This window comes from Trichocoleus sp. DQ-A1, from assembly GCF_039961955.1.
Classification (GTDB): Bacteria; Cyanobacteriota; Cyanobacteriia; order Cyanobacteriales; family FACHB-T130; genus FACHB-T130.
In genome coordinates, this window is sequence record NZ_JAMPKE010000020.1 from 37,521 (window position 1) to 64,212 (window position 26,692).

Consider the following 26,692-nt stretch of genomic DNA (forward strand, 5'->3'; position numbering starts at 1 on the left):
ATTTGTATCCTAACTTCTATCCTCTTGGTTGCGACCTTGGATGTTGTTGAATTTCAAGTCTCTCAAGCGTCTACAGCCAGCTAAAATTAACAGGTCTACAGTAAGCGACAAGCATGGCGGTCTGGAAAGCTGGCTGTAGTATCCGGCTGCCAAGGGAGAGGGGGAATATGTCGTCAAATCCCAATGTCGGGCGTTCGGGCATTGTGCTGGAGAGTAGAGCATCCTACGACCAGTCTGATTCTGGACAGAATCGATGGATAGAAGTGCTGGTGGATTGTCCAGAAGCAGAAGCGCAGAAGCGGTTGTATACCTATCGGTTGCCTGCCCAGTTGCAAGTGCAGCCGGGGGATGTTCTGAGCGTACCGTTTGGGGCGCAAGTTTTGGGAGCGATCGCGATTCGGATTTGCGATGCACCGCCGCCAGATTTGAACCCAGCCAAAATTCGGGATGTGGAGGATGTGGTCAGTGCTGGGTTTTTCCCGCCGACCTACTGGCAACTGCTGAACCAAGTCGCCCAATACTACTACACCCAGCTGATTCAGGTAATTCGAGTCGCGCTACCGCCGGGATTACTGGGGCGATCGCAGCGTCGCCTTCGCCTTGCCCAAGGAGAAGGAGAGGGGGGACAAGTCGGACAAGCGGGAAATGCTAATTACCTGAGTCCAACTGCCTGTAAGATTCTGGAACTTCTGCAAGCTCAACCCTCTGGAGACTACAGCTTCGTTTACCTCCAGCGTCAAGTTAGAGGAGCGTATCGAGCCATCCGGGAGTTACTGCGGGCGAAGTTAGTCGAAAGTTACCTGGAACCGCCCAGAACCCAGCGACCGAAGTTGCAGAAGGCTGTGACGCTGGTTGTCGATGTTTTTCCCCTCGACTTGACGCAGCGCCAACGGGAAATTTTGGAAGTGCTGCGGCGGCGCGGCGGCGATTTGTTGTTGACGGAGTTGCTACAAATCTGCAACGCCAGTTCATCCACCATCAAAACGCTGGAGCAAAAAGGCTGCGTGGTTATTCAGGAACGGGAGATGTTGCGGACTTCCGCAGAACCGCTCTTGGCTGGGGATCAACCGAAAGCATTAACACCGGCTCAATCTGAGGCGCTAGAAGCGATCGCGTCTTTATCCGGTTTTGCGAAGGTGCTGTTGCACGGAGTCACGGGTTCCGGGAAGACAGAGGTGTATTTACAAGCGATCTCCCCCATCTTAGAACGGGGACAATCTGCCCTCGTCCTCGTCCCGGAAATTGGTTTGACACCCCAACTCACCGACCGATTTCGCGCCCGTTTTGGCAACAAAGTCTGCGTCTATCACAGCGCCCTTTCCGATGGCGAACGCTACGACACTTGGCGGCAAATGCTGGCGGGTGCAGCCCAAGTCGTCATTGGCACCCGTTCCGCTATCTTTGCCCCACTGCCACGCCTAGGGCTAATCGTGTTGGATGAGGAACACGACTCCAGCTTCAAGCAAGACCAACCCGCACCCACTTATCACGCCCGTACGGTCGCTACTTGGCGTGCCGAGTTGGAAAACTGCCCCCTGGTCTTAGGTTCCGCCACCCCTTCCCTAGAAACCTGGCTAAACATTACGAGTCCGGAGTTAACCGCTTCAACTCAAAACTCAGACGCGATGAATCGCGTCTCTCCAACTCAAAACGCGCTTACCCATTACCTCTCATTGCCAGAACGCATCCAATCTCGCCCTCTACCGCCCGTAGAAGTGGTGGATATGCGCCAAGAGTTGCAGCAAGGGAATCGCTCGATTTTTAGCCGGTCGCTTCAGGAAGGCTTACAGCAGCTGCAAGATGAGGGGAAACAGGGAATTTTATTTATCCATCGGCGGGGACATAGTACTTTTGTTTCTTGCCGTAGCTGTGGGTATGTAATTGAGTGTCCTCACTGCGATGTTTCGCTGTCGTATCACCACACCCATGAAGAAGCCGCGGAATTATTGAGGTGTCATTACTGTAATTTTGTGCGATCGCATCCTCAATCCTGCCCCGAATGCGGTTCTCCCTACCTGAAATTTTTCGGCAGCGGCACCCAGCGAGTCGCCCAAGAACTAGCCCAGCAGTTCCCTCAGTTGCGCTATATCCGGTTTGATAGCGACACCACCCGCACCAAAGGCGCTCATCGCACGCTGCTGACACGCTTTACCAATGGAGAAGCTGACTTATTAATTGGGACTCAAATGCTCACCAAAGGGCTAGATATATCCCAGGTGACACTGGTGGGAGTGGTTGCTGCTGATGGGTTGCTGCATCTCCCCGACTATCGGGCATCCGAGCGAGCATTTCAAACCCTAACTCAGGTGGCAGGTCGTGCCGGTCGCGGCGACGATCCCGGTCGAGTCATTATTCAAACTTACTCCCCGGAACACCCAGTCATTCAGGCAGTACGGCGACATCAGTATCAATCTTTCATCGAGACAGAGTTAGAACAACGAGAGGCGCTGAATTATCCCCCCTACGGGCGTCTTATTTTGTTGCGGCTAAGCAGCACCGATGCCGCAGAAGTGCAGGAAACTGCTGAGATGCTAGCTGCGGGGCTAGCTTCCAATACACCCCAGAGGGATAGCAGTTCAGATGCTCACCCCACCAGCCCAGTGTATGAGGTGTTAGGTCCAGCACCAGCGAGTATCTTACGGGTGGCGAATCGATATCGATGGCAGATTATGCTGAAGTTTGCGCCTAATTCGCTGCCAGAATTACCGGATTTCAACGAGTTGCGCCTTTTGTGCCCGTCCTCAGTCAGCTTGACAATAGACGTTGACCCGCTGAATTTGATGTAATACCCAAGCCTGAACTCAGGTTCTGATTTCACACTAATTCATCGGGGTTGATGCCCATTGCCCTCAAGCGTTCTGCCAAGCGCTCAGCGCGTTCTTCTGCAAGCTGTGCGATTTCCGTACCATCTAGCAGCAAGTTTCCCTGAGTATCCCACCAGCGCAACCAGGGAAATTCCATATTTGTGTATCGTCCCTGCCAAATCCCCAACTCTACCCCTAAAGGCTCGATGGGATAGTGTCCGCGCTCGTTAGGCTGCATCATCTAATAGCGCCCGTTAATTAATTGGTACACTTCCACTCGTGCCAGATTGACTTCATAGATGCCATAGAAGGGGACGCGAATTGCCTGCTCGTAAACCCAAAACTTGCCAGTTATCGGCGTTCTGTCTCGTTCTTGGGAACCATCCCCAGAGACAAACTCCAACACAATCAGCGGCGCAACGTATTCTTGCCACAAGACATAAGAACGTCGGTATTGACCGTTCAAAGTCGGCGGGACATTCGGCACATAAAACCAATCTGGTGCTTCTGCTCCTCTTTCCGGTGGTTCCGTTATCCGCCAATAGATCCCGCTATCCCGACCGATACAGTATTGTCCATCGGGATGAATTTGCTGCAAAACTGGTTCTATACAGTGGGTCAGCAAATCGCCTTGGGGCGGTTCTTGAAAGTTTTTCACAAATCTGCCGTCGGAGTCTGGTAACTGGGTATGGTCTGGAAGGGTGAAACCGACGGCAAATGGTGTCTCTGCTGAGGTCATGGAAACCTCCTACTATATATAAATGAATCTTGATTAATTATTCTTGTAGTAACAAATCTGCGGCTACTAATCTTTCTTGAATTGCCAAAATAGCGGCTTGAGTGCGATCGCGCACTTCCAATTTTTGTAAAATGGCATGGACGTGAACCCGAACTGTACCCAAGGCAATATGCAGCCGTTCGGCAATTTCTTGATTTGTCTTCCCAGCGGCAATTAATGCCAAAATTTCCTGCTCCCGACTGGTAAGCGGAGTTGCTAAAGGTTCAGCGGTTTTGGGTGAAGTTGGTGTCGGTGTATCGTCAAATGCGGCGCGAATTTCTGCTGTACCCGTTTGATCCCACCATGAGGCACCTGCGGCGACTGAACGCAGTGCTAAAATTAACACCTCAGCTTCAATTCCTTTGAGACAATAGCCATGAGCGCCAGCAGCAATTAACCGTTCAATCAAAGGCTTTTGGGAATGAGAAGTTAAAACCAAAACGGGCATTTTTGGATGACGTTGTTTGATTTGGCGACACGCTTCAACGCCTCCTAACCCAGGTAGTCCCACATCAAGCAGCACTACATCTGGTAAATGGCAATTCGTCAATTCCACAGCGGTTTCGCCATCAACTGCTTCACCAACGACTTCTAACCCTGCCTGTTGCAACCGCATCCGCAGTCCCAGGCGAAACAGTTCATCATCTTCCACCAACAAAATCCGCAGTGAAGGTTTCATTTCAAAGGTCTTGGAGTTTTGGTCGGAAAACCGAAAAAAGGTAATTTATCATTTTTTATTTTCAATTTACTAGGTGGGGAGGCAATCGGAAGCCAAACATTGCCCCGCGTGGTTTCTGGTTTTCTCCCCAAATTGTACCGCCGTGCGCTTCAATAATCTGACGAGTCAAATATAAACCCAGTCCCGATCCTGTGGCAACGCGATCGCTATGTCCTTGATAAAATCGCTCAAATAGGTAGGGTAACTCTTCTTCGGTGATGCCCTGCCCATTATCGATAATTTTCACAATTTGATAATTAGGATGGTACTCCAGTATGACTTCTACCTTACCGCCACGCGGGGAATGATTAATGCCATTAGTGAGTAAATTTATGAAGACTCGCTGTAATTGCAAGGCATCTCCATTCACCCACAAAAAGCGGTGAAAATCGGTTGAACCATGACGGAGAGTAATATACACCCGACGCGAAGAAGCTAAATCTGTCAATGTAGCGATCGCTTCAGTAGCCAAGGTAACTAGATTTACGGGCGATCGCACCAGTTTTAGTCCTTTGGTATCGTTACGATATACATCCAGCAGCGTCTCCACCAGATGTAATGTCGAAGTGTGAGAACGAACCATCATCGCCAAAACTGTTTGTTGCTGAAGCGTACAATCACCGAAGTGTCCTAATTGGAAAGATTTAATCGTTTCAATCGCGCCTAGCAATGGAGTTTTGAGATCGTGTGTCAAAGTAGAGGCAAAATCTTCACGAATACTTGCCAGTTGTTGTTGCGATCGCAATTGCGTCTGTTGTCTCTGAATCGCCTCTTCATAATGCTGGTTTCGACGCAGCAACCAGCAAGTTACCGCCAACGCCATCACTGCAATCAATCGGTTTGCCACTGTTGACGGTTGGATCGGTTCAAGAGCAGGAGAAAACAAATTTAAGATAGTTAGACTAGCAGCAGAAAGGGTGAGTATAAGCGTTGCAGGGTGACTCAAGCGTGAATTCGTTAGTAAAATTGGTCCGATATAGAGGTAGCCAAACACATAGGATGGAGGTGTGGAAAACTCCAGCATAATCAAGACAGTAAATGCCCCTACGATTAGCAAACGCATAGTTGAGTGCTGATTTTTAGTCACAAGATTTGCTTTGATAGCTACCAAGGTGCGTAACCTCCTCATCAGATGTATTTTCCAACTGATGAATGGCACCACATGACATATACTATATCCTCACTTTAGCGATAAACCTGAATCTATACTTGCAGGTATAGAAGGTGTATTAATACATATATATCTAGGTTATATATCTAATCTAATTGTGGTATTTATCTTCTACGTATTAGGATGATAGTCGGACAAATTAAAGATTTATTTGTCTAATTTATCTGCTAACAAATCGTATAGCTTCGATTAAATTAGGTTTAATTTATGTGGCAAGGCTTATTTCAAATTGTTATAAACTTACTGATTGTGGTGGCAATCAGTAAGTTTTTTGGTAGTTACATAGCTAGTGTATTTAAAGGAGAGAAAACCTTTCTTGACCCAATAATGATACCGATAGAAAAAACTATCTATGCACTAGGGGGCGTGCGAAACAAAGAGAATCAGACGAGTTGGCAGTATGCCCGTGCCTTGCTTTACACCAACTTGGTCATGGGTGTATTAGTTTATCTAATTCTCATACTACAGCAATTCCTGCCCCTAAATCCTACCGGATTAAATGCCCCTAGTTGGGATTTAGCACTCCATACAACAATCTCATTTTTGACCAATACAGACCAGCAGCATTATTCTGGCGAAACTACCTTCAGCTATGCCAGTCAGATGTTAGCACTGGGTTATCTAATGTTCACCTCAGCCGCGACCGGATTAGCTGTAGCAATCGCCTTTATTCGCGGCTTAACTGGCAGCTCTTTAGGTAATTTTTACGTTGATTTAATTCAATCCATTACCCGGATATTGCTACCTCTGTCCATCTTAGGAGCGCTATTGTTAATCATTCTAGGCGTTCCAGAAACCTTAGCTGGGCCGCAGACAGCTACGACGTTAGAAAATGGAATACAAATCATTGCCCGTGGTCCTGTAGCCCATTTTGAAAGTATAAAACAGTTAGGAGAAAATGGCGGCGGCTTTTTTGCCATCAACTCCGCTCATCCATTTGAAAATCCAAATGGTTTCTCCAATCTGCTAGAAACAATTGCGATGGTTTGCATTCCAGCGTCGCTGATTATAACCTACGGCATCTTTGCCAATAACAAAAAACAGGGATGGCTGCTGTTTGGGATGGTATTTATTATCTTTACCATTCTGACTATCATTACCGCCATTGGCGAATATCAAGGAAATCCTCTAGTTAATAATCTCCTAGGAGGACAGCAACCTATTCCTAACTTAGAAGGCAAAGAAGTTAGATTTGGTTGGGCACAGACAGCACTTTGGGCAATTACGACAACAGGAACTATGTGCGGTGCTGTCAACGGGATGCACGATTCTCTAATGCCTCTCGGAGGTTTTTCCACCCTGTTTAATATGTTCCTTCAGATTGTCTGGGGCGGTCAGGGAACTGGAACAGCTTACTTGTTCATCTACCTAATTTTGACCGTATTTCTGACCGGCTTGATGGTAGGAAGAACCCCAGAATTTTTGGGGCGAAAAGTTGAGAAAAAAGAAATCGTTCTTGCCAGCGTCGTGCTACTCATCCATCCGATAGCAGTATTAATTCCCGCAGCGATCGCTCTCGCTTTTCCTAACACCCTCGCTGGAATCAGCAATCCCGGCTTTCACGGCATCTCCCAAGTCGTCTACGAGTACACCTCAGCCGCCGCCAACAACGGATCGGGCTTTGAAGGATTGGGCGACACTACCCTGTGGTGGAACCTGAGTACCTGTTTCAGCCTCTTACTCGGTCGCTATATCCCAATTATCGCCATGCTGCTGTTAGCTGACAGCATGGCTCACAAACAACCAGTACCCGAAACTACCGGAACCCTCCGCACCGATACGCTTCTATTTACCGCCGTCACCGCGGGAATCATCTTGATTTTAGGCGCGTTAACCTTCTTCCCAGTTTTAGCACTTGGTCCGATAGCCGAAGCCTTCCAAATTGCTAAAGGAGGATAAATAAACCTTACTTTCCTCTTCTGTGTGCGTTCTCTGCGGTTAGTTTCTCCCTGACTACTTATGACATCTGAAAATTCGACTTCGCCTCAACAGATTCGCCAACCACGCCAACCACGTTCTTCGCGCAAACATACCTCTAAGGTAAATACCAAAGGGCTTTATCAGAGAGCTTTCCGGGATGCTTTTGTCAAGCTCAACCCACGAATGATGCTGAAAAATCCAGTCATGTTTCTAGTGTGGGTTGGTACCATCATCACTGCACTGGTAACAATTGACCCAAATTTGTTTGGCACAGTACCGGGCGAAAACCAGCGGCTATTTAATGGTCTAATTACCGTAATTCTGCTATTTACCCTGCTATTTGCTAATTTTGCGGAAGCGGTGGCAGAAGGACGCGGTAAGGCACAAGCTGACTCGATGCGGGCAACGAAATCCGACACAACTGCTCGGAAATTATTGCCCGATGGCTCAATTGAGGAAGTCTCTTCAACTAATTTAAGGCAAGGCGATCGCATTAAAGTGATTGCTGGTGATATCATCCCCGCAGACGGGGAAGTAATTGCTGGTGTCGCCTCCGTCGATGAATCGGCAATTACTGGGGAATCTGCGCCAGTGTTGAAAGAACCAGGCTCAGATATGGCGAGTTCTGTTACAGGCGGCACGAAGATTATCTCCGACGAACTAACTCTGCGAGTAACATCAGACCCAGGTAAGGGGTTTTTAGACCGGATGATTGCTTTAGTGGAAGGCGCAGAACGTAGCAAAACACCCAACGAAATTGCCTTGACGGTATTGCTGGCAGTTCTGACTCAGGTGTTTCTGATTGTCGTAGCAACGCTGCCATCATACGGCAACTACGTAAATAACCCGATAGGCGTAGCTACGCTGATTGCTCTGTTAGTGGCGTTGATTCCGACTACGATTGGCGGCTTGCTGAGTGCGATTGGGATTGCCGGGATGGACAGAGTCGCCCAGTTTAACGTAGTAGCGACATCTGGACGAGCCGTAGAAGCCTGTGGCGATGTCAATACCCTGATTTTGGACAAAACGGGCACGATTACCCTAGGAAACCGTTTAGCCGAGGAATTCATCCCAGTTAACGGTCATTCGATGGATGAGATTGCGAAAGTTGCTCTGGCTGCCAGCGTATTTGATGAGACGCCAGAAGGCAAGTCAATTGTCAGACTCGCAGAGAAGTTAGGGTCAACAGTGGATTTTGACCGCAATGCAGCTGAGGCAATCGAATTTTCTGCTAAAACGCGCATGAGCGGTACGGATTTGCCCGATGGTTCTGAAGTCCGTAAGGGTGCAGTAGATGCGATCAAGGGATTTGTGCGTTCCCGTGGCGGTAATCTGGCACCAGACCTCGATGCAGCCTACGAAAAAGTTTCCCGACTCGGTGGTACACCTCTAGCCGTTTGTCAAGGAAGCGACATCTACGGCATCATTTACCTGAAAGATGTCATCAAACCAGGAATACGCGATCGCTTTGACCAACTGCGGCGGATGGGCGTTCGCACCGTGATGTTAACTGGCGACAACCGAATCACCGCTTCCGTTATCGCCCAAGAAGCCGGAGTCGATGACTTCATCGCCGAAGCTACGCCAGAAGACAAAATCGCCGTGATTCAGCGCGAACAAGCAGCAGGTAAATTGGTTGCCATGACTGGCGATGGCACCAACGATGCCCCAGCCTTGGCTCAAGCGAATGTGGGTGTAGCGATGAACTCTGGCACTCAGGCGGCGAAAGAAGCGGCGAATATGGTGGATTTGGATTCTGACCCCACCAAGTTAATCGACTTAGTGACAATCGGCAAACAACTGCTAATTACTCGCGGGGCGCTGACTACTTTTTCCCTTTCTAATGATATTGCCAAATATTTCGCGATTATCCCCGCGATCTTTGCTTCATCTGGAATTAATAGTCTTAATCTTATGGGATTAGCGAGTGCCAAATCGGCGGTTTTATCAGCTCTGATTTACAACGCTTTGATTATTCCCGCTTTGATTCCTTTGGCGCTGACTGGAGTTAAATTCAGACCGCTCACGGCTAATCAACTACTGCAACGAAATATCCTAATTTATGGCTTGGGTGGAGTGATTGCGCCGTTTATTGCAATTAAAGTAATTGATGTTTTGATTGCTGCTGTGGGTTTAGCTTAAAAAGAACCGCTCCAGAACACAAAGAGAAGGAGCGAACACGGAGATTTATGAAGCGATTTAATTTGAGTGAGATATTTTCGGTGGAAATGGTGCAGAGTATTGATTTGTTGAAGGCGCAATGGCGCAAGCAACCTTTGCTGCGGCAACTATTTATTCTGTTGTGCTTGAATCTGCTGATAACGCCAGCTGTGCAAGCCGCAACCGGAGGAACGCTTTCTTCAGGACAAACTTTCTGGTTGATGGCACTCGGTCTACTAACGATAACCTTGTCGATTTACCTGTTTGTGGTTATTTTCCAACCGGAACGCTTCTAAAAAACATTTTTGAATCTTGAAGTTTGAATTTTTAATAAAATTTAAACCTCTGCAAGCAAGGGTGGGTAGACCCCGCCCACACAAAAATCCCATTTTTTAGGTCTTTTATGCGAGAAACTATTAAAGCAATTCGAGTCGCCTTAGTTCTCTGGATACTAACAGCAATCATTTATCCCTTGTTCACGATAATAGTTGGGCAAGTTTTGTTTTCCTATCAGGCAAATGGCAGCATCATCGAAAATCAAGGACGAGTCTATGGCTCTGCCTTAATAGGTCAACCCTTCTCTTCTCCTCAATATTTCACAAGTCGTCCTAGCACGACGAACTACAGCAGCTTTACAACCGCAGAACGCGATCCAAAGAATATAGGTCAAATCACTGGTGTATCTGGTGCCAGCAACCTTGCCCCTACCAATCCAGATTTACTCAAGCGGGTAGAAGCGACAACCCAACAATTGAAAGCGTCTGGTATCCAGCCCACAGCCGATTTAGTTTACACCTCTGGCTCTAGCTTAGATCCTCATATCAGCGTAGAAACTGCCTATAACCAAGCTGCAAGGGTGGCGGCGGCTCGCTCATTATCAGTAGATCGAGTTCAAGCATTGATTCCCAAATACACTGATGGTAGATTTTTGGGGATTTTCGGCGAACCTGGGGTGAATGTCCTTAAGTTGAATTTGGCACTGGATAATTTGCAATCTGCCAGTAATTCATAATTCATCGTTCATCGTGAAAGGCAATGAACAATTAACAATGAGCAAGGAACAATTAACATTCAACAATTATGATTCCTAAAAGTGAGTTTTCAGGAGCGCTGAATTCTAACATTCGTCCCGCCCGACGAGGCAAGCACAAAATATACATTGGCATGGCTCCCGGTGTCGGCAAAACTTATCGGATGCTGGAAGAAGCCGACCAACTTAAACAGGAAGGGATTGATGTTGTCATCGGGTTGCTGGAAACTCACGGGCGCAAAGAGACGGCTCAAAAAGCTGAGGGGTTGGAGATAATACCCCGCAAAACAATTATCAGAGGGGGGATGACTCTGACAGAAATGGATACAGATGCCATTTTGGAGCGTCAGCCGCAGTTGGTGTTAGTAGATGAACTGGCGCATACAAATGTCCCTGGTTCCGTACGGGAAAAGCGCTACCAAGATGTTGAAATGATTCTGGATGCGGGAATTGATGTCAATTCTACGGTAAATATCCAGCATCTAGAAAGTCTCAATGATTTGGTGGCGCGAATTACTGGCGTTGTGGTACGAGAACGCATTCCAGATCGGTTGTTGGATGAAGCAACGCAAGTAGTGGTGATTGACGTTACGCCGGAAACTTTGGAAGAAAGGCTAGTGGATGGGAAAATCTACGCGCCGGATAAGATAGATCGGGCGCTACAAAATTTCTTTCAACGGCGTCATTTAGTAGCGTTGCGAGAGCTGGCACTACGCGAGGTGGCGGACAACGTTGAAGAGGATGCGATTACTTCTACACCCAGTGCTGGATTTTGCTCGGTTCACGAACGGGTGTTGGTGTGTATATCGACTTATCCAAATTCGGTACAACTGTTGCGACGCGGGGCGAGAATTGCTGATTATATGAGGGGTCGCCTGTATGCGGTTTTTGTGTCCCATCCGGAACGCTTTTTGACAAAGGAAGAAGGCTTATATATTGAAACTTGCGAGAAGCTGACTTTGGAATTTGGCGGGGAATTCCTAAGAGTAACTAATCTTGACGTACCGCAAGCGATCGCATCCGTTGCTCAACAGTATCGGATTACTCAAGTGGTGCTTGGGCATTCTCAAAAATCTCGTTGGGAGTTATTCTGGAAGGGGTCTTTTGTCCAGAAGTTAATGCGCTATCTCAAAAATATCGATTTGCACATCATTGCAGCTGAACAAAACTCATCTAAGCAATAAATACAACTAATTAAGTTTTCAGGGTTAATTTTTAATTACTAAAATGATGCGCGTAATTGGTTTGATAAGCGGCACGTCGGTAGATGGTATTGACGCCGCTTTAGTAGAAATTTCTGGTAAAGACTTAGATATAAAAGTGACTCTGCTAGCAGGAGCCACCTATCCTTATCCAGATGCGCTCTCAAAGCAAATTCTAGAAGTTTGTGGCGGGTCATCCTTGTCGATGGAAGAATTTGCCCAATTAGATGATGCGATCGCTTACACCTTCGCCCAAGCCGCCCAAAACATTCAAAACGGCAACGATTCAGCCAACTTAATTGGCTCTCACGGACAAACCGTTTTTCATCGCCCGCCCACTGACGATTTGGGATTGCCGGTTTTAGATTCTGGATTCAAAAAAATTGAAAATCCAAAATCTAAAATGGGGTACAGCCTGCAATTAGGTCGGGGTGCCTTGATTGCCCACCTGACGGGCATTCCCACAGTAAGTAATTTCCGGGCGGCGGATATTGCCGCCGGTGGACAAGGTGCGCCTATGGTGCCAGCAGTAGATGCTTATTTATTGAGCCACCCTGACAAGTACCGATGTGTCCAAAATATCGGCGGTATCGGGAATGTCACTTACCTACCGGCGCGTCGGGGCAGCTGGCTAGAAAATATTCGAGGCTGGGACACCGGGCCGGGAAATGCGCTTCTAGACCTAGCGGTGCAGTATTTAACAAATGGAGCCAAAACCTACGATCAAGATGGAGCATGGGCCGCAGCAGGCACAATCTGCAACGATTTAGTAGAGCGATGGCTACAGCAAGATTACTTCCAGCAGCAACCGCCCAAATCAACGGGTCGAGAGCTATTTAGCTACACCTATCTCCGGCAGTGTATCGCAGATGCCTCTGCTTATGAGTTGAGTAGCGCTGATCTGCTGGCAACGCTGACTGAACTCACTGCTGCGTCAATTGTTCATAGTTACCGCACTTTCCTGCCGCAGATGCCTGACGAGGTGTTATTGTGTGGCGGTGGTAGCCGCAACCTCTACTTAAAACAGCGCCTACAAGCGACTTTACAACCCGTGCCAGTGTTGACAACGGATGAAGCAGGTGTGAATGCTGATTTCAAAGAAGCGATCGCTTTCGCTGTTTTGGCATATTGGCGTCAGTTAGGCATCCCTGGCAATCTTCCCCAAGTTACCGGCGCAACTTCTGCCGTACTACTTGGAGAAGTTTATTTTCCTACAAATTTCAAAGCTTTGCAGTGAATGCGTTTCAGGCATTTCTTCATATTAATTTTAGAAATGAAATGGCTAGAATGGCGTGAACGGTTTTGAAAAAGGGCTGCTATGACGACCTTCCCGCCTCAAAAAAACACAGCTCACGATCGGCGTCGGTGTTATTGCCTAAATCCTAATTGTAAGCAGCCAGAAAATCCTGGAAATGCCGCAATCTGCGAAAGTTGCGGATCGCAATTACTGCTAAGCGATCGCTATCGTGCGATTAAACCGATTGGTCAAGGAGGTATGGGGAGAACTTTCCTGGCTGTGGATATATCCCAGCCATCGGAACCGCGCTGTGTCATTAAACAGTTTTTTCCTCAACAACAAGGAACTAATAATCGCCAAAAAGCAGCAGAGTTATTCCGTCAAGAAGCAACTCGCTTAGAGGTTGTTGGGAAACACGATCAAATTCCCGAATTGCTGGCATATTTTGAGCAAGATGACCATCAGTATTTAGTGCAACAGTTTATCGATGGAGAAAACTTAGCTCAAGAATTAGCCAAAAAAGGGCCGTTTAAAGAAGTAGAAATTCGGCAACTCCTGCAAAGTTTGCTGCCAGTGTTGCAATTTGTCCACAGTCAGCAGATAATTCACCGGGATATTAAACCCGAAAACATCATTCGCAACCGTCGAGATGGCAAACTCGTGTTAGTCGATTTTGGCGCAGCAAAGTATGCGACTGAGACGATGCTAGGCAGAACCGGAACGGTTATTGGTTCTGCTGCGTATACGGCTCCCGAACAAGTAAAAGGGAAAGCGATTTTTGCCAGTGATGTGTATAGCTTGGGTGTTACTTGTATCCATTTGCTCACCCAAATTCCTCCTTTCGATCTAAGCGATACGAGTGAAGATACCTGGGTTTGGCGGGATTTCTTGAAGACGCCAGTCAGTAAACAGTTTGGTAGCATTCTCGACAAAATGCTGCAAACAGGTACGAAGCGGCGCTATCAATCAGCAGATGAAGTGTTGCAAGATTTGAATGGGCGATCGCTCCCAACTACTAAACGTAATTCTAAGAAAAAATGGCTGATAGCCGGTGCCTTCCTATTGTTTGGATATGCGGGAGTGCGGTACTTAGCTGCGCCTGTGGTAGAGATGGTGACTCAGCAAGTTGAGAGGCAAGTATCTCTGACGGAAGGCAGCTTATTCGCGATTGTGGATGGACAGGAGCGAGTGTTTCCGTTGAAACATACGGAAGTAGTAGCAAAAGTAACAGGGAATGTGTCGCGGGTGGAGGTAACGCAGACCTTTGAAAATCCCTTTAACAATCCCTTAGAAGCTGTCTATAAGTTTCCACTCCCCGATGAAGCGGCAGTGGATGACATGGAAATAAAAGTAGGCAATCGCATTATCCGAGGCGTTATCAAAAAACGCGAAGAAGCAAAACAAATTTACGAACAAGCCAAACAAGAAGGAAAAACTGCTGCCTTATTAGACCAAGAACGAGACAATATTTTTACTCAGTCCTTGGCTAACATCAAACCAGGCGAAAAAATCGATGTCACAATTCGCTACAGTGAAAGCCTGAAGTTTGAAAAAGGTAACTATGAATTCGTCTTTCCTATGGTGGTAGGGCCACGCTATATCTCAGGAACTTCAACGAATAGCAACAGCAATACAAACTCAGTTACCGACACTTCGCAAATCAATCCGCCGACTTTACCAGCCGGAAGCCGTTCTGGGCAAGATATTGGCGTAACGGTAGAAATAGAAGCCGGGGTGCCAGTCAAAGAAGTGCGATCGCCTTCTCATCAAATCCGTACCACTCAAGATGGTCGCATCATGCGGGTTGAATTGAGCAAGGAGAACGCAATTCCGAATAAAGACCTGATTTTACGTTATCAGGTATCGAGTGCCCAAACCCAGTCCACAGTATTATCAGAGGCGGATGAACGCGGCGGTCACTTTGCCACCTATTTAATTCCAGCCGTGGAATATCAAAGTAATGAGATTGTACCCAAAGATGTGGTATTTCTCATGGATACTTCTGGCTCTCAAAGTGGACCGCCAATTGAGCAATCAAAGGAACTGATGCGCCGGTTTATCAATGGACTCAATCCCGGCGATACCTTTAATGTTGTTGACTTTTCCGATAGCGCGACGCAGCTATCTCCTATACCTTTACCGAATACGCCGCAAAACCGTGAGAAAGCCCTAAATTATATCAATCGCCTAGATGCTAACGGTGGCACCGAGTTATTTAATGGCATCCAAACTGTGTTGAATTTCCCCGCCGCGCCAGAAGGACGTCTGCGGAGTATTGTCTTGATTACTGACGGTTTGATCGATCAAGACCAGCAAGCGATCGCAGAAATTAAAAAGCGGCTGAAGCCTGGAAATCGGCTTTATAGTTTCGGTGTTGGCCCTTCAGTGAACCGCTTCTTGATCGATCGTTTAGCAGAGGAAGGACGGGGCACTTCAGAAGTCGTTCCCCCTAGGGAATCCGCTCAAAAAGTCGTCGAAAAGTTCTCCCAACAAATCAATAATCCCGTACTTACGAATATCGAAGTGAACTGGGAAGGGAGTGGAAAAGCACCGCAAATCTATCCGATCAAACCCCCTGATTTGTTTGCCAATCAGCCATTGGTGTTATTTGGACGTAAAGGCGATCGCGCTAAGGGAACTTTGCGAATTACTGGAATTGTCGCCGGTGGTAAACGCTATGAGAAGAAGTTACCGATTGAATTTGATGGCGGTGGCAATAGCGCGATCGCTCAACTTTGGGGACGCGCCCGGATTAAAGATTTGATGAATGAAATCTATGCTGGCGAAAACCCAAATAATGTCAAAGCCGTTACCGATACCGCGCTAGCTTATCGGTTGTTGTCGCAATACACCTCCTTTGTCGCTGTCACGGAAGAAGTGCGAGTCGATTCCAAGAAAACTCAGCAGGTGCAAGTGCCGGTAGAAACGCCAGAGGGTATGAACGCCGAAGCAACGTCTAGCCAAAACGGTAACGTGCCTCCACTCAGCCAAGCGCCACCACCTAGCAAAGCGTTAGTAGCTAGCAAACCTACGGCTAGCAAAATGCCGTCAGCACCGTCAGCACCGTCAGCAGCGAACAGCGTGCCACCATCTAGCTCAGCACAGCCATCCAGCCAATCGTTAGATCCCGATCCAGTGCCCGAACCCAGCCAAATCTTAGGCAACATCTTAGCTGTTCTCTTGCTGGGAATGTACTTTGCCTGGAAGCGGTTGAAGGGTTTGAAAAGCCCTCCGCCTCGAAACTAATCCCAGTCCACTTTTTTACCGCTATATTAAGCTTCATCAGTCAAAAGTATAGCAATCCTGTTTTAATTGTGAGCTTCCAAACTTTCCGCTCCCCGACTTCATAAAAGGTGTCGGGGAGCTTGCTTTCACGCATCCTTTACTAGCGCTATAGGTGCAATTAAAATTCTACGGAATTCTCATTTTTGCTGCCTGATTTTAACAGCCAAAATCGACAAATTAATCCAAAAATAAATACAGAAATCATAGAAAAGATTACAGAACCATCACCGAGATGCCAATATTCAAAAGCTTCTTTATTTGATAACCCTGCCAAAACCGTCATCAAAGCCACCCGTATCCCATTTAGCGTAAAGGCTACGATGACAGCAACGAATGGTAATAAAATCTTTTCCTTCAATTTAGTTGGAAAAATGAGTAAAACAACTAAAGCTAATCCCAATAGCTGAAGGATAGTACCTACACCTGCACAAGCTCCGCCAATTTGTACAGACCCGGTTGGCAAACTTAAAATCTCCCCTCGCTGCACAACGGGGAATCCTAAAAACCAAAGAAAAATAAATGTAAATTTAGCGGTTAATAAAGATACATTAAAAAATTTCAATATTAATTCTTGATTTAAGACGAAAAAAGCCAGTAGCAGCAATTCCCGCCAATACTGTTTTAATCCTTTAACCCCAGAGGCAATTAAACCCAAGCCCAGCATTGAAATCAAAGGTGTAACGTGAAGGGTAAAACCATAGCCTGGGTAAAGACTTTTAAAAAGGACCAAACTAATCAGTGCGAACCCAACAATACTAGAAAAATCGTCGCTTTTCAGCTCTAATCCGTCCCGTTTCTGCCAAAGCAGGGATGATACCGCAGCCCAAAATAAGAAACTTGTACTCAGCAGTTCAGTATTGCCACTCCTCCAAGTCAAAGTAAGATGAATCGTAATTAAACCTGCCGCGATCGCTAACAACCAGAATTTCAAGTCTTCGACAAGTTTTAGCCTGTTCATGATTCGAGAAGAGTTTGCTCAGTAGGACTCACCCGCTGGCTGCGGCTATACTAAAGAACACCGACGCTGCAACGCTTTCCGTAATAGGACTTGATATTGTGGATCGTCAATGATGTAAGCACCAAAGCGCTCTAAATGGGGGTTCATCATTTGGGCGTCAAAGAAAGCAAAATTGCGCGATCGCAATCTTTCCACCAACTTCACCATCGCCACCTTTGACCCCTCTGGAATTCGGTAGAACATAGATTCCCCAATAAACGCACCCCCGATGACAAGTCCTAAAATTCCTCCAGCCAGTTCCTCTCCCTGCCAAGTCTCGAAGCTATAAGCCCAGCCCTCTTCATAGAGTGCCAAATAAATCTCTTGTAGTTGTGGGGAGATCCACGTTGTTTCTCGATCCGCACACCCAGCCACCACACCCTGGAAATCCCGATTGACGGCAACAGTAAAGCGTTCTTGGTTGAGAACACGCCGCAGTGACTTCGGGTAGCGAAACTGCTCATCGAGGGGAACGAGTGTTCTCTGACGACTGGAATACCATCCCAAGCCATTGTCGTCATCCGCCATCAGGAAGTAGCCTTGGGCATACCCCTGAATAATGGTGGGAATATCAAACTCCATGCACTCAATCCAAGCGGGTTAATGACGTATTATCCGATCTATGTATATCTCTGACAGCCACAAATGGCTGGATAGATGTCCTGATGAGATAGAGCCACCTTAATATCTAAAATACTGTCCCAACTTTTAGAATCATTGAGTCGGCATCTGAAATTTAAAAGCTGAGAAGCGAAAAGCTGATACGTGAAAATGTCTCAACCCATCCCACCAATCACCTTACCACCAGCCGAAAATCCTCAGCAGGAGGGCCTATGGCTGCAAAGCGCATTGCACAAGTGGCTTGATGAAGAGTTTATTCCGGAGGCTGTCAATCAAGAGATTGCCCAACGAGCTTCCCAGATTTATGTCCGCCAGCGGATGGAAGGGGAAAACGACCTGGGTTCGCTGGTGATTGCTATTCTCACAGAGATGCAGGCGTTTGACTTTTCCAAAAGTTTTTATAGCGAGTTTGCGATCGCGAATGCAGTCAGTGAATTGCTCTTAGACAGTCTTGGCATCGACCGCTGTTGCGGTCAATAGTCAATAGTCAATAGTCATTGGTCAAACGCAATCAACTAAAGACTAAAGACTAAAGACTAAAGACTACCAGCTAGACTTGACCACACCTGGCAACAGACCTTGGTGTGCCCATTCCCGCATAACGTTGCGAGACAGACCAAAATCTCGGTATACGCCTCTAGGACGCCCAGTTACCCAGCAGCGATTCCGCAGTCGTGTGGGGGCACTGTTGCGCGGTAGTTGCTGTATCTGCCGATGAATCGTCAGCTTCTGTTGTTGGGTTGTTGCATTCTCAAATGCTTCCTGCAACGTTTCACGCTTAGCGGCATACTTATCTACCAGCTTCTGGCGTTTTTTCTCCCGCTCAATCATGCTCTTTTTAGCCATGAATTATCCTACTTTGTTCCAGCAATAAAGACACCATTCTCCATTCTAGCGGATGGTATCAATTAGAAGCTTCCACAATTTGAGGAGATGTGGCGAGGCTAATATTCACAGAATCTGAGGGCGACAAATTAGCAGAAAAACACAAATCCGCAAGGACACAAGCATGGCACACCGGATTTTTGGCTTTACAAATTGCCCGACCATGATAGACCAACCGAATTGACCAGTTTTCCCAATCCTCTAGGGGCAATAGTCTCATTAAATCTCGCTCTATCCGCACTGGGTCTGTATATTCTGTCAAACCCAATCGGTAGCTGAGGCGCTTCACATGAGTATCCACTGTTACGCCTTGATTGATGCCGTAAGCGTGAGCCAGAACGACATTCGCCGTCTTTCGCGCTACTCCTGGTAATTCCAGCAACAATTCCATTCGTTTTGGCACCTGTCCTTTAAATTTCTCCACAATCAGGACGCAGGCACCTTGAATATTTTTAGCTTTATTGCGATAAAAGCCGGTTGAACGGATCAGGGTTTCCAACTCAGTAATATCAGCGTTTGCCAAAGCTGGGGCGTCGGGAAACCGAGAAAATAAGGAGGGGGTTACTTGATTCACCCGTTCATCGGTACATTGAGCGGAGAGAATGGTTGCGACCAATAACTGTACCGGCGTCTCGTAGTTCAGCGTACAGGGTGCATCTGGATACAATCGCTTCAGGCGAATCAAAATCTCCAAAGCACGCTGCTGCTTAGCTGACCATGTACGGGTAATGTTCATAAATCGTCAATTGTCTAGTTGGTAGGGGCGCATGACCCTGCGCCCGTACAGGTCAGTTATCCATTGTTAAAAACGATAGACAACTGCGTTCATTGCAAGAGTTTTTGAACCCACTCCAGGTTAGCAGTGTCTCGAACAATCAAGAAAATTCCCAAACCCAGAAGCAACATCAAACCAGTTTGCATAATGCCATCTTGGATTTGAGTCGGCAAAGGTTTACCCCGCAAGCCTTCAATCAATAAGAAAGCTAGTTGACCACCATCGAGAGCCGGTAGCGGCAATATGTTGATAATCGCAAGGTTAATGCTGATCAAGGCAGCAAACTGAAACAGATTCGCTGCGTCTGACTTGGCAATACTGGCACCAAGTTCCACAATTTTAACCGGCCCAGCAACCTGATCGGCTGTTTCGCCAAAGTTACTGATCAGTTGTACAAAGCCCTGAGCCGTTAAAACGACAAATTCTTGGTACTTTGTAGCCGCAGTGGTCAAAACTTCTACAGGATTCTTGAGGTGCCGACGCACTACTTTGCCGCTAGGAGCTAGCTGGACACCGATGCGACCTTTCCCATCGCTTCCGGGTTGCGGTGTCACGGTCAGGGAAATGATTTGACCTTGACGTTCAACGCTCAGGGGGACCGGCTGGTTGGGATTATTTTGAATGACCTCCATAAGCTTTGGAATGGCTTCCTTGGAGGCTTTCAGTGGTTGACCGTCTGCTAAGAGAATAATGTCTCCTGCTTTGATGCCAGCCTTGAGTGCAGCCGAACTTACGTCTGAGGCGACTTGGGGAACCAAGACACCAGGCTGATAATTAAATTCCTGAACGCCTACGAGACCCAGTTGAGTCGCTAGCAGCAAGTAAGCAAATAGCAAGTTGGCGATGACACCAGCGCTAATGACAATGGCTCTGTCGAGAATGGGTCGGTTGCGTAGTAGATTGGGGTCCTCTGGGGGAATATCACTGTCGGGGTCATCATCAGGGAAACCGACAAATCCGCCTAAGGGAAAAGCCCGGATGGCATATTCGGTTTCCGGTCCCTGGTACTTCCAGAGGATCGGCCCAAAGCCGAGGGAGAAGCGGTTGACGTGAATTCCTTGAAGACGAGCTGCCATGAAATGACCCAGCTCATGTACCACAATCAAAAGCGCCAAGACTGCGATCGCCGCAAAAACAGGCATATTAATAATTAATTCAACTAACTACATACTTCTTCATTCTACGGTGTTGCGTCCGGAAGCTGGGTGAGTTCAGGGAAGAGGAGCCGGAAAGCATCAAAATACAGAGAGAGGAATTCCTTCCTCGCCTCCCCGCAGAAATCGCTTCACCAAGCGCTCCCACTCTCGCCAACTTCCAATTTCATCGGGTGGGTAATGAAATGATTAAAAAAGATAGTTGACAGATGCTGAAAATTTTGAGAGTCTAGATAAAGATAAAGTTTTGCGGGTATAGCTCAGTGGTAGAGCGTCACCTTGCCAAGGTGAATGTCGCGCGTTCGAATCGCGTTACCCGCTCTTCTCGTAAGAATCATATAAGTTAAAATCATATAAGAAGTAGCCCTTTCTTCAGGCGTAGGTCTTTAGAGGTAGAGAGGATAAATCTGATTATCTATAAGTCGGAACATTTCTAGGCAAAGGTTTACAGTGTTAAAATTCGCCTAGATTGTCTGTGTCTTTAAAGGTATTCAGTGGTACCTAGTCCGAAGAAAGGCGGCTACTAGGTGCAAACTAAAAAAAGTCTAACAGACGAACCCGGTTCCGAAAATCTTAAGTTAACACTTTCATATCTTTGTTTAAATAGCGCTTGTGCCATCTCAGAAAGATCAGAAGATTGACTTAAATAACGATTACCCGTGCCCATGCCGACGTAGAGGGCGTTTAGTACCGATTACGCTGACAGAAGCGTTTGGCTGCGATCGCTGTCAGCAAATCTTTGTGGTTGAAGAGAGTGGGTATGCGATCGAACAACTGTCTACAAGCTATCCCTACAAGCGATCGTGGCGGTGGACGGGTCATCGCTGGAGTACTGCTCATCCAGGGCTTGGGGACAGCTACCTACCTGTTTCCTTAGGAATCATTGCGGTGGTACTGATCGCAGGGCTTTGCTTAGCTCAGATTTCACCTCCCGCCCCTCCTGGTATCATTATTGTGCTGTGTGCGATGGTGAGCGTGTTGGCGCTATTGGTGCCAGCGCTGATCATCTGGCTGACTCACCGACGTTAGCCCAATGGCAATCAACGATATTACTCCGACCCCCGACCCAATGAACGCTGTTCGTCGCGCTTATGAAGCTTCCCTGGAATTGGCAACTACCAAGGGAGTAGAGCGCAGCCGTGCTGTCGCCGCAATGGCGCAGGCACTTCAGAGATCCTTAGACGATATTTTGGAAGCAAACACCCTGGATCTGGAAGCCAGTCGCGAAATGGCAGCACATGAGCTGATTTTAGATTGGCTGAAGCTGACACCTGAGCGGCTGCAAACCACCATCCACATTTTGCAACGGTTAGCTGAGTTGTCCGATCCAATCCGGCGGGTGATGAACGCGACTTATCAGCTAGAACACTCGCAAACTTACTCCCAGCTAATGCCGCTGGGAGTCATTGCATTGATTTACGAAGCCTTTCCAGAGCTAGGAGCGATCGCTGCCGGGATGTGTCTGAAAACTGGCAACAGCCTGATTCTCCGAGGTGGAAGTGAAGCTAGCCACTCGAATACGGTCATTGCCCAAGTTTTACAATCAGCCTTAGAACGAGCAGGTATGCCACCTGGTTGTCTGGAGCTACTACCATCAGAGCAAGGCGCTTCCATTCGGGATTTAGTCATTCAAGATCGATACATTAATTTGGTGATTCCCTATGGTCGCCCTAGTTTAGTCCAAAAAGTGATCCAGCTCTCAACTGCACCCGTCTTGAAGTCGGCGATGGGAAACTGCTACCTCTATTGGTCGCCTACGGGTAGCTTAGAGATGGCTCGGAACGCAATTTTAGACAGTCATCAAAGCGAGCCAGACCCTGTTAATGCGATTGAAAAGGTTTTGATTCATCCAGCTTGCAAACCTTCTTCTCTAACAATGCTTTGGAACAGTCTTAAGGAAAAAGGGTTTCAACTCAGAGGAGATAGGGATTTGGTGACACAATTTCCAGATTTGAAACTAGCTGATGAATTAGAGTGGAGTCAAGCCTATCTTGATAAGATTGTGGCTTTTAAACTGGTAGAGAGTATCGAGGAAGCCATTATTTGCATTAATCAATACAGCAGCGGTCACGCCGACTGTCTAGTTTCTGAATCCTATCAAGAGAGCCGCCAATTTGCTCTCGGCGTTAATAGTGCCTCAGTCTATCTCAATTCTTCTCCCCGATTTTCGCGTAACCCCAAGGGCGGAGACTCCTTATTTCTGGGAATGTCTAACCAAAAAGGACATCGCCGAGGGCCGATTGGCTTAGAATCTTTTACCACCGTTAAGCACGTCGTGCAGGGACACAACTAAAAAGGCAAAATAGAGAAGGATGAAGGGAAAAACTGCTTCATCCTTTATCCTTTTCTCCGCTTTTTATTGCCTTTTTACTGTTTATTGTTTACTCTCTTCGACCAGTTTTACCTTTGAGGCTAAACCGAGCGACTGAAGAAATTGAATGGTCATCCACGTTAGGTCAATTTCCCACCACTTTAAGCCATGTCGAGCGGAATATTGAAAAGCATGGTGGTTGTTGTGCCAACCTTCGCCATAGGTGAGTAAAGCCACCCACCAACAATTAGTCGAGCGATCCTCAGATTCGTAAGTGCGATAGCCAAATTTATGCGTTGCACTGTTGACAAACCAAGTGCAGTGAAACACTGCAACGATCCGAACAAAAATTCCCCAAACCACAAAAGGCCAACCGCCCAAGGCGTAAAGAATTAAACCTAAGACAACCTGAATGGGAATGAAATAGTTTTGTAAAAACTGATAGACCGGATCGCCAGAAATATCTTTAGTAACCCGAGGGATGTCTGTATCCGCAGGGTTTTGATAAAGCATCCAGCCCATGTGACTCCACCAAAAGCCTTTGTTGGAATCATGAGGATCTAAGTTTTCATCCGAGTGCAAATGATGGAGGCGATGTATGCCTATCCAGTTAATCGGACCTCCTTGGCAGGAAAGGGTGCCGCAGAGAACAAAGAAGTATTCTAACCACTTAGGCGTTTGGAAACTACGATGCGTTACCAGACGATGAAATCCCAGCGTAATTCCCAAGCCACCCGTTACCCAGTGGAAAAAGACGGCGACACCAACCGCAGCCCAACTGAAGTTACTGGGAAATAGGGCGAAAAGCGCTGCGATGTGTAACGCAGCCATGTAGATAATAATGACCCAATCAGGACGGAGAGGCGAGTCTTGTCTCACCTGTTCTTGATCTTTAGTTGTGGTCGCAACAGTCATGCAGTAACCTTGATAAAAATTGTGCAGCCCAACCTGCTATTGGATTTGGGATTTTGATCTTGGTCTTGTAAGGGCGGCTTGTTTGCCCTGCTTTTACTGGAAATGCAAATTTTTACATTGCCAAAAGCTCCAAAATCTAAAATAAATAAGAAATCTCTTTCTCCAGGTATTGATGAACAGCTTTCAACAGCTACAGGAAGCAGAAAAGGTACTGTTTCCGATTTTTTCCGCAATTGACGCAACAGTCAAGCAAAATCTCAAACGAGTGCTGGAAGCCTTTCGTCACCATCGGGTGGGGGCGCACCATTTCGCTGGTGTCACCGGCTACGGTCACGATGATTTAGGGCGTCAGACGCTCGATCGGGTATTTGCGGACGTGATGGGTGCCGAAGCTGCTGCGGTTCGAGTGCAGTTTGTGTCCGGTACTCATGCGATCGCCTGTGCCTTATTTGGCGTTCTTCGTCCTGGAGATGAAATGCTGGCAGTGGTCGGTGCCCCCTATGACACGCTAGAAGAAGTTATTGGTTTGCGTGGGCAAGGCCAAGGCTCCTTACTTGATTTTGGCGTTAGTTACAAAGAATTGGCTCTTACGGAAGAAGGAATTATTGATTGGCAAGCGCTGGCGACAGCAGTTAGCGATCGCACCCGTCTCGTCTTAATCCAGCGTTCCTGCGGCTATTCCTGGCGTCCCAGTCTTTCGATTACCGACATCGAAAAAATTGTTTTCCTGGTTAAACAACAAAATCCCAACACAGTTTGCTTTGTCGATAATTGTTACGGGGAATTTATTGAAGAACAGGAACCCACCGCTATCGGTGCCGATCTAATGGCTGGTTCTTTGATTAAAAATCCTGGTGGTACTATCGTAACCGCTGGCGGCTATGTTGCGGGGCGGGCAGACTTAGTAGAAGCCGCTGCCTGTCGTTTGACTGCACCAGGGATTGGCAGTAGTGGCGGTACCAGTTTCGATCAACATCGCCTGATGTTCCAAGGATTGTTCCTCGCACCGCAAATGGTCGGGGAAGCCATGAAAGGAAATCACCTAACGGCTTACGTTTTCGATCGGCTGGGTTATGCAGTGAATCCTTTACCAATGGCACCCCGTCGAGACGTGATTCAAGCCATCAAATTGGGTTCGCGTGAGAAGATGATTGCCTTTTGTCGAGCCATTCAACAGCATTCACCCATCGATTCCTATGTCGATCCGATACCCGGTGATATGCCGGGATATGAGAGCCAGCTAGTGATGGCTGGAGGTACCTTTATTGAAGGCAGCACCTCTGAATTGTCATCCGATGGACCACTACGAGAGCCATACGTTGTATTTTCTCAAGGGGGAACCCATTGGACTCATGTAGCGATCGCGCTAGAAGCCGCAATTGAAGCTGTGGGGCCAGCTTAGAATAATTTCGCACCAAGACGCCAAGAAAAACTTTGCGCTTTTGCGTCTTGGCGCGAAACCTTCAAGATTCCGGCAATTTATACTGCCCGACAATTCGCTTGGCATATTCTGGTACGTGCGCCTCTAACTTCTCCGGGTGATTGCGCTTCACATACAAATAATTGCGGGTGAAGTGGGAATCAATTGAGAAACGGGCATACTCTAAACCTTTGGGGCCAATTTTTTCAATCACGACTCCCATCAGCTTTGCCGCCCACATCGGGAGAGTAACGCCTTTATCGTAAGCGGGAATACTTTGTTGTACCGCTTCTTTGCGGTTTCCGTGGGACATCACTGGCTGCGTGTCTATCTGATCTTGCACCAAATCCAGCATTTCTTTGCCAGTGTCATTCCGCACCACAATCCACTGCCAGCCAAAGGGTGCGCCCATATAACCTACGACTAAATCTGCCAGAGAATTCACATAATCAAAGCAGCTCATACAAGAAGGAGCGAAAACATCCTTTAACTGGTTTGTCTTCAGTCCAAAGAAAGGCACCATTTCCGTAGAGCCATCTTCATGCTTGAAGTGAACCCGGAAATCTTGCATAAACTCGTAATGCACCACTGTATCCGGGGAACGGCTAGTGGTTTCCAAGAATTTTTTCAACCCGGCGCGGTTAACATTATCGACACAGGGCGTACCCAAAACGTAAAGCTTTTCTAATCCCAGTTCCTTCTCAACGGCTCGTAATGCTTGAATTTGGCAACCAACACCAATTACCAACAGCCGCTTCATCCCAGATTGCTCAATTTGCTCCAATACCGAAAGATTAGGCGACAGCGTTGGCTTATTCACCCGCGCTGCCAGAATTTCTTCTGGCGTGCGAGCGATTATCGGCATCGGCTGAAATCTGTCTTCCTTCGTATTCTGGACGCAGACAACGCCCTCAACCATGCCGCGATTGAGCATTTCAATGGCAATGGTGCTGACAATTCCCGTCCACTGCGCCCCCTCGATTGGCTCAGTTTTACGCGCCGCCATCATCTCTTGACTAACCCCAAAATACCAATCATCGGCATTATCCAGATTGCGGCTTCTTCCGTGGATTTCTTCTTCTAGTTCCGCTATCTGCTGATTAAGAAATGCACACGCTTCCTTGACATAGTGAATATAGTATGTGTCGCATAGCCCACACTCGCTACAGAGTTCTTTAGCAGGGCGACGGCTAGAGGGTTTGAGGGCTTTGGCTTTTTTATGGTTTGCGGAATCTACTGAGGTCATTATTAAGTTTCGGCTTTTAAACTAAGGTGGCTCCTCCCACAATACTTTAGAGGTTGCCAGCCA

21 protein-coding genes, 1 tRNA gene and 2 pseudogenes are annotated in these 26,692 nt (G+C 47.3%); 14 read left to right on the forward strand and 10 right to left on the reverse strand.

Annotation, left to right across the window (positions count from 1 at the left end):
- Positions 1 to 167: 167 nt before the first annotated feature.
- On the forward strand, positions 168 to 2,786 hold the full coding sequence (priA, locus tag NDI33_RS18295) for a primosomal protein N' (protein ID WP_190676404.1): 2,619 nt from the start codon (positions 168 to 170) through the stop codon (positions 2,784 to 2,786).
- Between the two features lie 28 nt (positions 2,787 to 2,814).
- On the opposite strand, the pseudogene NDI33_RS18300 reads toward priA, so the two are convergent.
- The 3 genes and pseudogenes from NDI33_RS18300 to NDI33_RS18310 form a co-directional block, all read right to left on the reverse strand.
- Positions 2,815 to 3,543, reverse strand: a pseudogene (locus NDI33_RS18300) (Uma2 family endonuclease).
- A gap of 37 nt (positions 3,544 to 3,580) precedes the next feature.
- Positions 3,581 to 4,261, reverse strand: a complete 681-nt coding sequence (locus tag NDI33_RS18305; RefSeq protein WP_190676406.1) for a response regulator transcription factor — start codon at positions 4,259 to 4,261, stop codon at positions 3,581 to 3,583.
- Between the two features lie 61 nt (positions 4,262 to 4,322).
- The gene (locus tag NDI33_RS18310) at positions 4,323 to 5,363 is read right to left on the reverse strand and encodes a HAMP domain-containing sensor histidine kinase (RefSeq protein WP_199302476.1); all 1,041 of its coding nucleotides are present in this window, start codon (positions 5,361 to 5,363) and stop codon (positions 4,323 to 4,325) included.
- 315 nt (positions 5,364 to 5,678) lie between these two features.
- Between NDI33_RS18310 and kdpA the strand changes: the two genes are divergently transcribed.
- From kdpA to NDI33_RS18350, 8 genes and pseudogenes are all read left to right on the forward strand, one after another.
- Positions 5,679 to 7,370: a potassium-transporting ATPase subunit KdpA gene (gene kdpA / locus NDI33_RS18315; RefSeq protein WP_190676410.1), complete on the forward strand. Its 1,692-nt coding sequence runs from the start codon at positions 5,679 to 5,681 to the stop codon at positions 7,368 to 7,370.
- Positions 7,371 to 7,430: 60 nt separating this feature from the next.
- The gene (gene kdpB / locus NDI33_RS18320) at positions 7,431 to 9,533 is read left to right on the forward strand and encodes a potassium-transporting ATPase subunit KdpB (protein ID WP_190676412.1); all 2,103 of its coding nucleotides are present in this window, start codon (positions 7,431 to 7,433) and stop codon (positions 9,531 to 9,533) included.
- Positions 9,534 to 9,580: 47 nt separating this feature from the next.
- A complete protein-coding gene (kdpF, locus tag NDI33_RS18325; RefSeq protein ID WP_190526246.1) occupies positions 9,581 to 9,847 on the forward strand; it encodes a K(+)-transporting ATPase subunit F in 267 nt (88 codons plus the stop codon).
- Between the two features lie 107 nt (positions 9,848 to 9,954).
- A complete protein-coding gene (gene kdpC, locus NDI33_RS18330) occupies positions 9,955 to 10,563 on the forward strand; it encodes a K(+)-transporting ATPase subunit C (protein ID WP_190676414.1) in 609 nt (202 codons plus the stop codon).
- Positions 10,564 to 10,631: 68 nt separating this feature from the next.
- Positions 10,632 to 11,765: a sensor histidine kinase KdpD gene (locus NDI33_RS18335; RefSeq protein ID WP_190676416.1), complete on the forward strand. Its 1,134-nt coding sequence runs from the start codon at positions 10,632 to 10,634 to the stop codon at positions 11,763 to 11,765.
- Between the two features lie 43 nt (positions 11,766 to 11,808).
- Complete coding sequence (locus tag NDI33_RS18340) at positions 11,809 to 13,020, forward strand: anhydro-N-acetylmuramic acid kinase (RefSeq protein WP_190676418.1); 1,212 nt, start codon at positions 11,809 to 11,811, stop codon at positions 13,018 to 13,020.
- 81 nt (positions 13,021 to 13,101) lie between these two features.
- Positions 13,102 to 13,995 (forward strand): annotated as a pseudogene (locus NDI33_RS18345) (serine/threonine-protein kinase); the annotation flags it as partial.
- Positions 13,996 to 14,130: 135 nt separating this feature from the next.
- Positions 14,131 to 16,266 (forward strand): VIT domain-containing protein, encoded by a 2,136-nt coding sequence (locus NDI33_RS18350; protein ID WP_347275913.1) that lies wholly within the window; start codon positions 14,131 to 14,133, stop codon positions 16,264 to 16,266.
- A gap of 157 nt (positions 16,267 to 16,423) precedes the next feature.
- On the opposite strand, the gene crtA is transcribed toward NDI33_RS18350, so the two are convergent.
- Positions 16,424 to 17,263 (reverse strand): cyanoexosortase A, encoded by an 840-nt coding sequence (gene crtA, locus NDI33_RS18355; RefSeq protein ID WP_190676422.1) that lies wholly within the window; start codon positions 17,261 to 17,263, stop codon positions 16,424 to 16,426.
- 45 nt (positions 17,264 to 17,308) lie between these two features.
- Positions 17,309 to 17,884 carry a leucyl/phenylalanyl-tRNA--protein transferase gene (gene aat / locus NDI33_RS18360; protein WP_190676424.1) on the reverse strand — a complete coding sequence of 192 codons (576 nt, stop codon included), beginning with the start codon at positions 17,882 to 17,884 and terminating at the stop codon, positions 17,309 to 17,311.
- Positions 17,885 to 18,073: 189 nt separating this feature from the next.
- Between aat and NDI33_RS18365 the strand changes: the two genes are divergently transcribed.
- Entirely contained in the window at positions 18,074 to 18,403 is a 330-nt protein-coding gene (locus tag NDI33_RS18365) for a hypothetical protein (RefSeq protein WP_190676425.1), read from the forward strand.
- Positions 18,404 to 18,466: 63 nt separating this feature from the next.
- Here the strand turns inward: NDI33_RS18365 and rpsN are convergent, their stop codons facing one another.
- From rpsN to rseP, 3 genes are all read right to left on the reverse strand, one after another.
- Positions 18,467 to 18,769 (reverse strand): 30S ribosomal protein S14, encoded by a 303-nt coding sequence (gene rpsN, locus NDI33_RS18370; RefSeq protein WP_190414428.1) that lies wholly within the window; start codon positions 18,767 to 18,769, stop codon positions 18,467 to 18,469.
- 58 nt (positions 18,770 to 18,827) lie between these two features.
- Positions 18,828 to 19,544, reverse strand: coding sequence for an endonuclease III (gene nth / locus NDI33_RS18375; RefSeq protein WP_190676427.1), 717 nt, complete (start codon positions 19,542 to 19,544; stop codon positions 18,828 to 18,830).
- A gap of 89 nt (positions 19,545 to 19,633) precedes the next feature.
- Positions 19,634 to 20,725 carry an RIP metalloprotease RseP gene (gene rseP / locus NDI33_RS18380; RefSeq protein ID WP_190526257.1) on the reverse strand — a complete coding sequence of 364 codons (1,092 nt, stop codon included), beginning with the start codon at positions 20,723 to 20,725 and terminating at the stop codon, positions 19,634 to 19,636.
- Positions 20,726 to 20,986: 261 nt separating this feature from the next.
- On the opposite strand from rseP, the gene NDI33_RS18385 reads away from it, so the two are divergent.
- The 3 genes from NDI33_RS18385 (at position 20,987) to NDI33_RS18395 (ending at position 23,030) form a co-directional block, all read left to right on the forward strand.
- Positions 20,987 to 21,058: transfer RNA gene (locus tag NDI33_RS18385), tRNA-Gly, on the forward strand.
- Between the two features lie 291 nt (positions 21,059 to 21,349).
- Complete coding sequence (locus tag NDI33_RS18390) at positions 21,350 to 21,766, forward strand: hypothetical protein (protein ID WP_190414425.1); 417 nt, start codon at positions 21,350 to 21,352, stop codon at positions 21,764 to 21,766.
- 4 nt (positions 21,767 to 21,770) lie between these two features.
- Positions 21,771 to 23,030 carry a glutamate-5-semialdehyde dehydrogenase gene (locus tag NDI33_RS18395; RefSeq protein ID WP_190414424.1) on the forward strand — a complete coding sequence of 420 codons (1,260 nt, stop codon included), beginning with the start codon at positions 21,771 to 21,773 and terminating at the stop codon, positions 23,028 to 23,030.
- An 81-nt stretch (positions 23,031 to 23,111) separates the two neighbouring features.
- Here the strand turns inward: NDI33_RS18395 and NDI33_RS18400 are convergent, their stop codons facing one another.
- A complete protein-coding gene (locus NDI33_RS18400; RefSeq protein ID WP_190526262.1) occupies positions 23,112 to 23,963 on the reverse strand; it encodes an acyl-CoA desaturase in 852 nt (283 codons plus the stop codon).
- 172 nt (positions 23,964 to 24,135) lie between these two features.
- On the opposite strand from NDI33_RS18400, the gene NDI33_RS18405 reads away from it, so the two are divergent.
- A complete protein-coding gene (locus tag NDI33_RS18405; protein ID WP_190676429.1) occupies positions 24,136 to 25,365 on the forward strand; it encodes a methionine gamma-lyase family protein in 1,230 nt (409 codons plus the stop codon).
- 61 nt (positions 25,366 to 25,426) lie between these two features.
- Here the strand turns inward: NDI33_RS18405 and NDI33_RS18410 are convergent, their stop codons facing one another.
- The gene (locus tag NDI33_RS18410; RefSeq protein ID WP_190676431.1) at positions 25,427 to 26,629 is read right to left on the reverse strand and encodes a Coenzyme F420 hydrogenase/dehydrogenase, beta subunit C-terminal domain; all 1,203 of its coding nucleotides are present in this window, start codon (positions 26,627 to 26,629) and stop codon (positions 25,427 to 25,429) included.
- Between the last annotated feature and the right edge of the window lie 63 nt (positions 26,630 to 26,692).

Bases quoted from the DNA above. Each gene is read 5' to 3' on its own strand.
- priA (WP_190676404.1), top strand. From the start codon at position 168: ATGTCGTCAAATCCCAATGTCGGGCGTTCGGGCATTGTGCTGGAGAGT.
- NDI33_RS18305 (WP_190676406.1), bottom strand. From the start codon at position 4,261: ATGAAACCTTCACTGCGGATTTTGTTGGTGGAAGATGATGAACTGTTT.
- NDI33_RS18310 (WP_199302476.1), bottom strand. From the start codon at position 5,363: ATGCGTTTGCTAATCGTAGGGGCATTTACTGTCTTGATTATGCTGGAG.
- kdpA (WP_190676410.1), top strand. From the start codon at position 5,679: ATGTGGCAAGGCTTATTTCAAATTGTTATAAACTTACTGATTGTGGTG.
- kdpB (WP_190676412.1), top strand. From the start codon at position 7,431: ATGACATCTGAAAATTCGACTTCGCCTCAACAGATTCGCCAACCACGC.
- kdpF (WP_190526246.1), top strand. From the start codon at position 9,581: ATGAAGCGATTTAATTTGAGTGAGATATTTTCGGTGGAAATGGTGCAG.
- kdpC (WP_190676414.1), top strand. From the start codon at position 9,955: ATGCGAGAAACTATTAAAGCAATTCGAGTCGCCTTAGTTCTCTGGATA.
- NDI33_RS18335 (WP_190676416.1), top strand. From the start codon at position 10,632: ATGATTCCTAAAAGTGAGTTTTCAGGAGCGCTGAATTCTAACATTCGT.
- NDI33_RS18340 (WP_190676418.1), top strand. From the start codon at position 11,809: ATGATGCGCGTAATTGGTTTGATAAGCGGCACGTCGGTAGATGGTATT.
- NDI33_RS18350 (WP_347275913.1), top strand. From the start codon at position 14,131: ATGGTGACTCAGCAAGTTGAGAGGCAAGTATCTCTGACGGAAGGCAGC.
- crtA (WP_190676422.1), bottom strand. From the start codon at position 17,263: ATGAACAGGCTAAAACTTGTCGAAGACTTGAAATTCTGGTTGTTAGCG.
- aat (WP_190676424.1), bottom strand. From the start codon at position 17,884: ATGGAGTTTGATATTCCCACCATTATTCAGGGGTATGCCCAAGGCTAC.
- NDI33_RS18365 (WP_190676425.1), top strand. From the start codon at position 18,074: ATGTCTCAACCCATCCCACCAATCACCTTACCACCAGCCGAAAATCCT.
- rpsN (WP_190414428.1), bottom strand. From the start codon at position 18,769: ATGGCTAAAAAGAGCATGATTGAGCGGGAGAAAAAACGCCAGAAGCTG.
- nth (WP_190676427.1), bottom strand. From the start codon at position 19,544: ATGAACATTACCCGTACATGGTCAGCTAAGCAGCAGCGTGCTTTGGAG.
- rseP (WP_190526257.1), bottom strand. From the start codon at position 20,725: ATGCCTGTTTTTGCGGCGATCGCAGTCTTGGCGCTTTTGATTGTGGTA.
- NDI33_RS18395 (WP_190414424.1), top strand. From the start codon at position 21,771: ATGGCAATCAACGATATTACTCCGACCCCCGACCCAATGAACGCTGTT.
- NDI33_RS18400 (WP_190526262.1), bottom strand. From the start codon at position 23,963: ATGACTGTTGCGACCACAACTAAAGATCAAGAACAGGTGAGACAAGAC.
- NDI33_RS18405 (WP_190676429.1), top strand. From the start codon at position 24,136: ATGAACAGCTTTCAACAGCTACAGGAAGCAGAAAAGGTACTGTTTCCG.
- NDI33_RS18410 (WP_190676431.1), bottom strand. From the start codon at position 26,629: ATGACCTCAGTAGATTCCGCAAACCATAAAAAAGCCAAAGCCCTCAAA.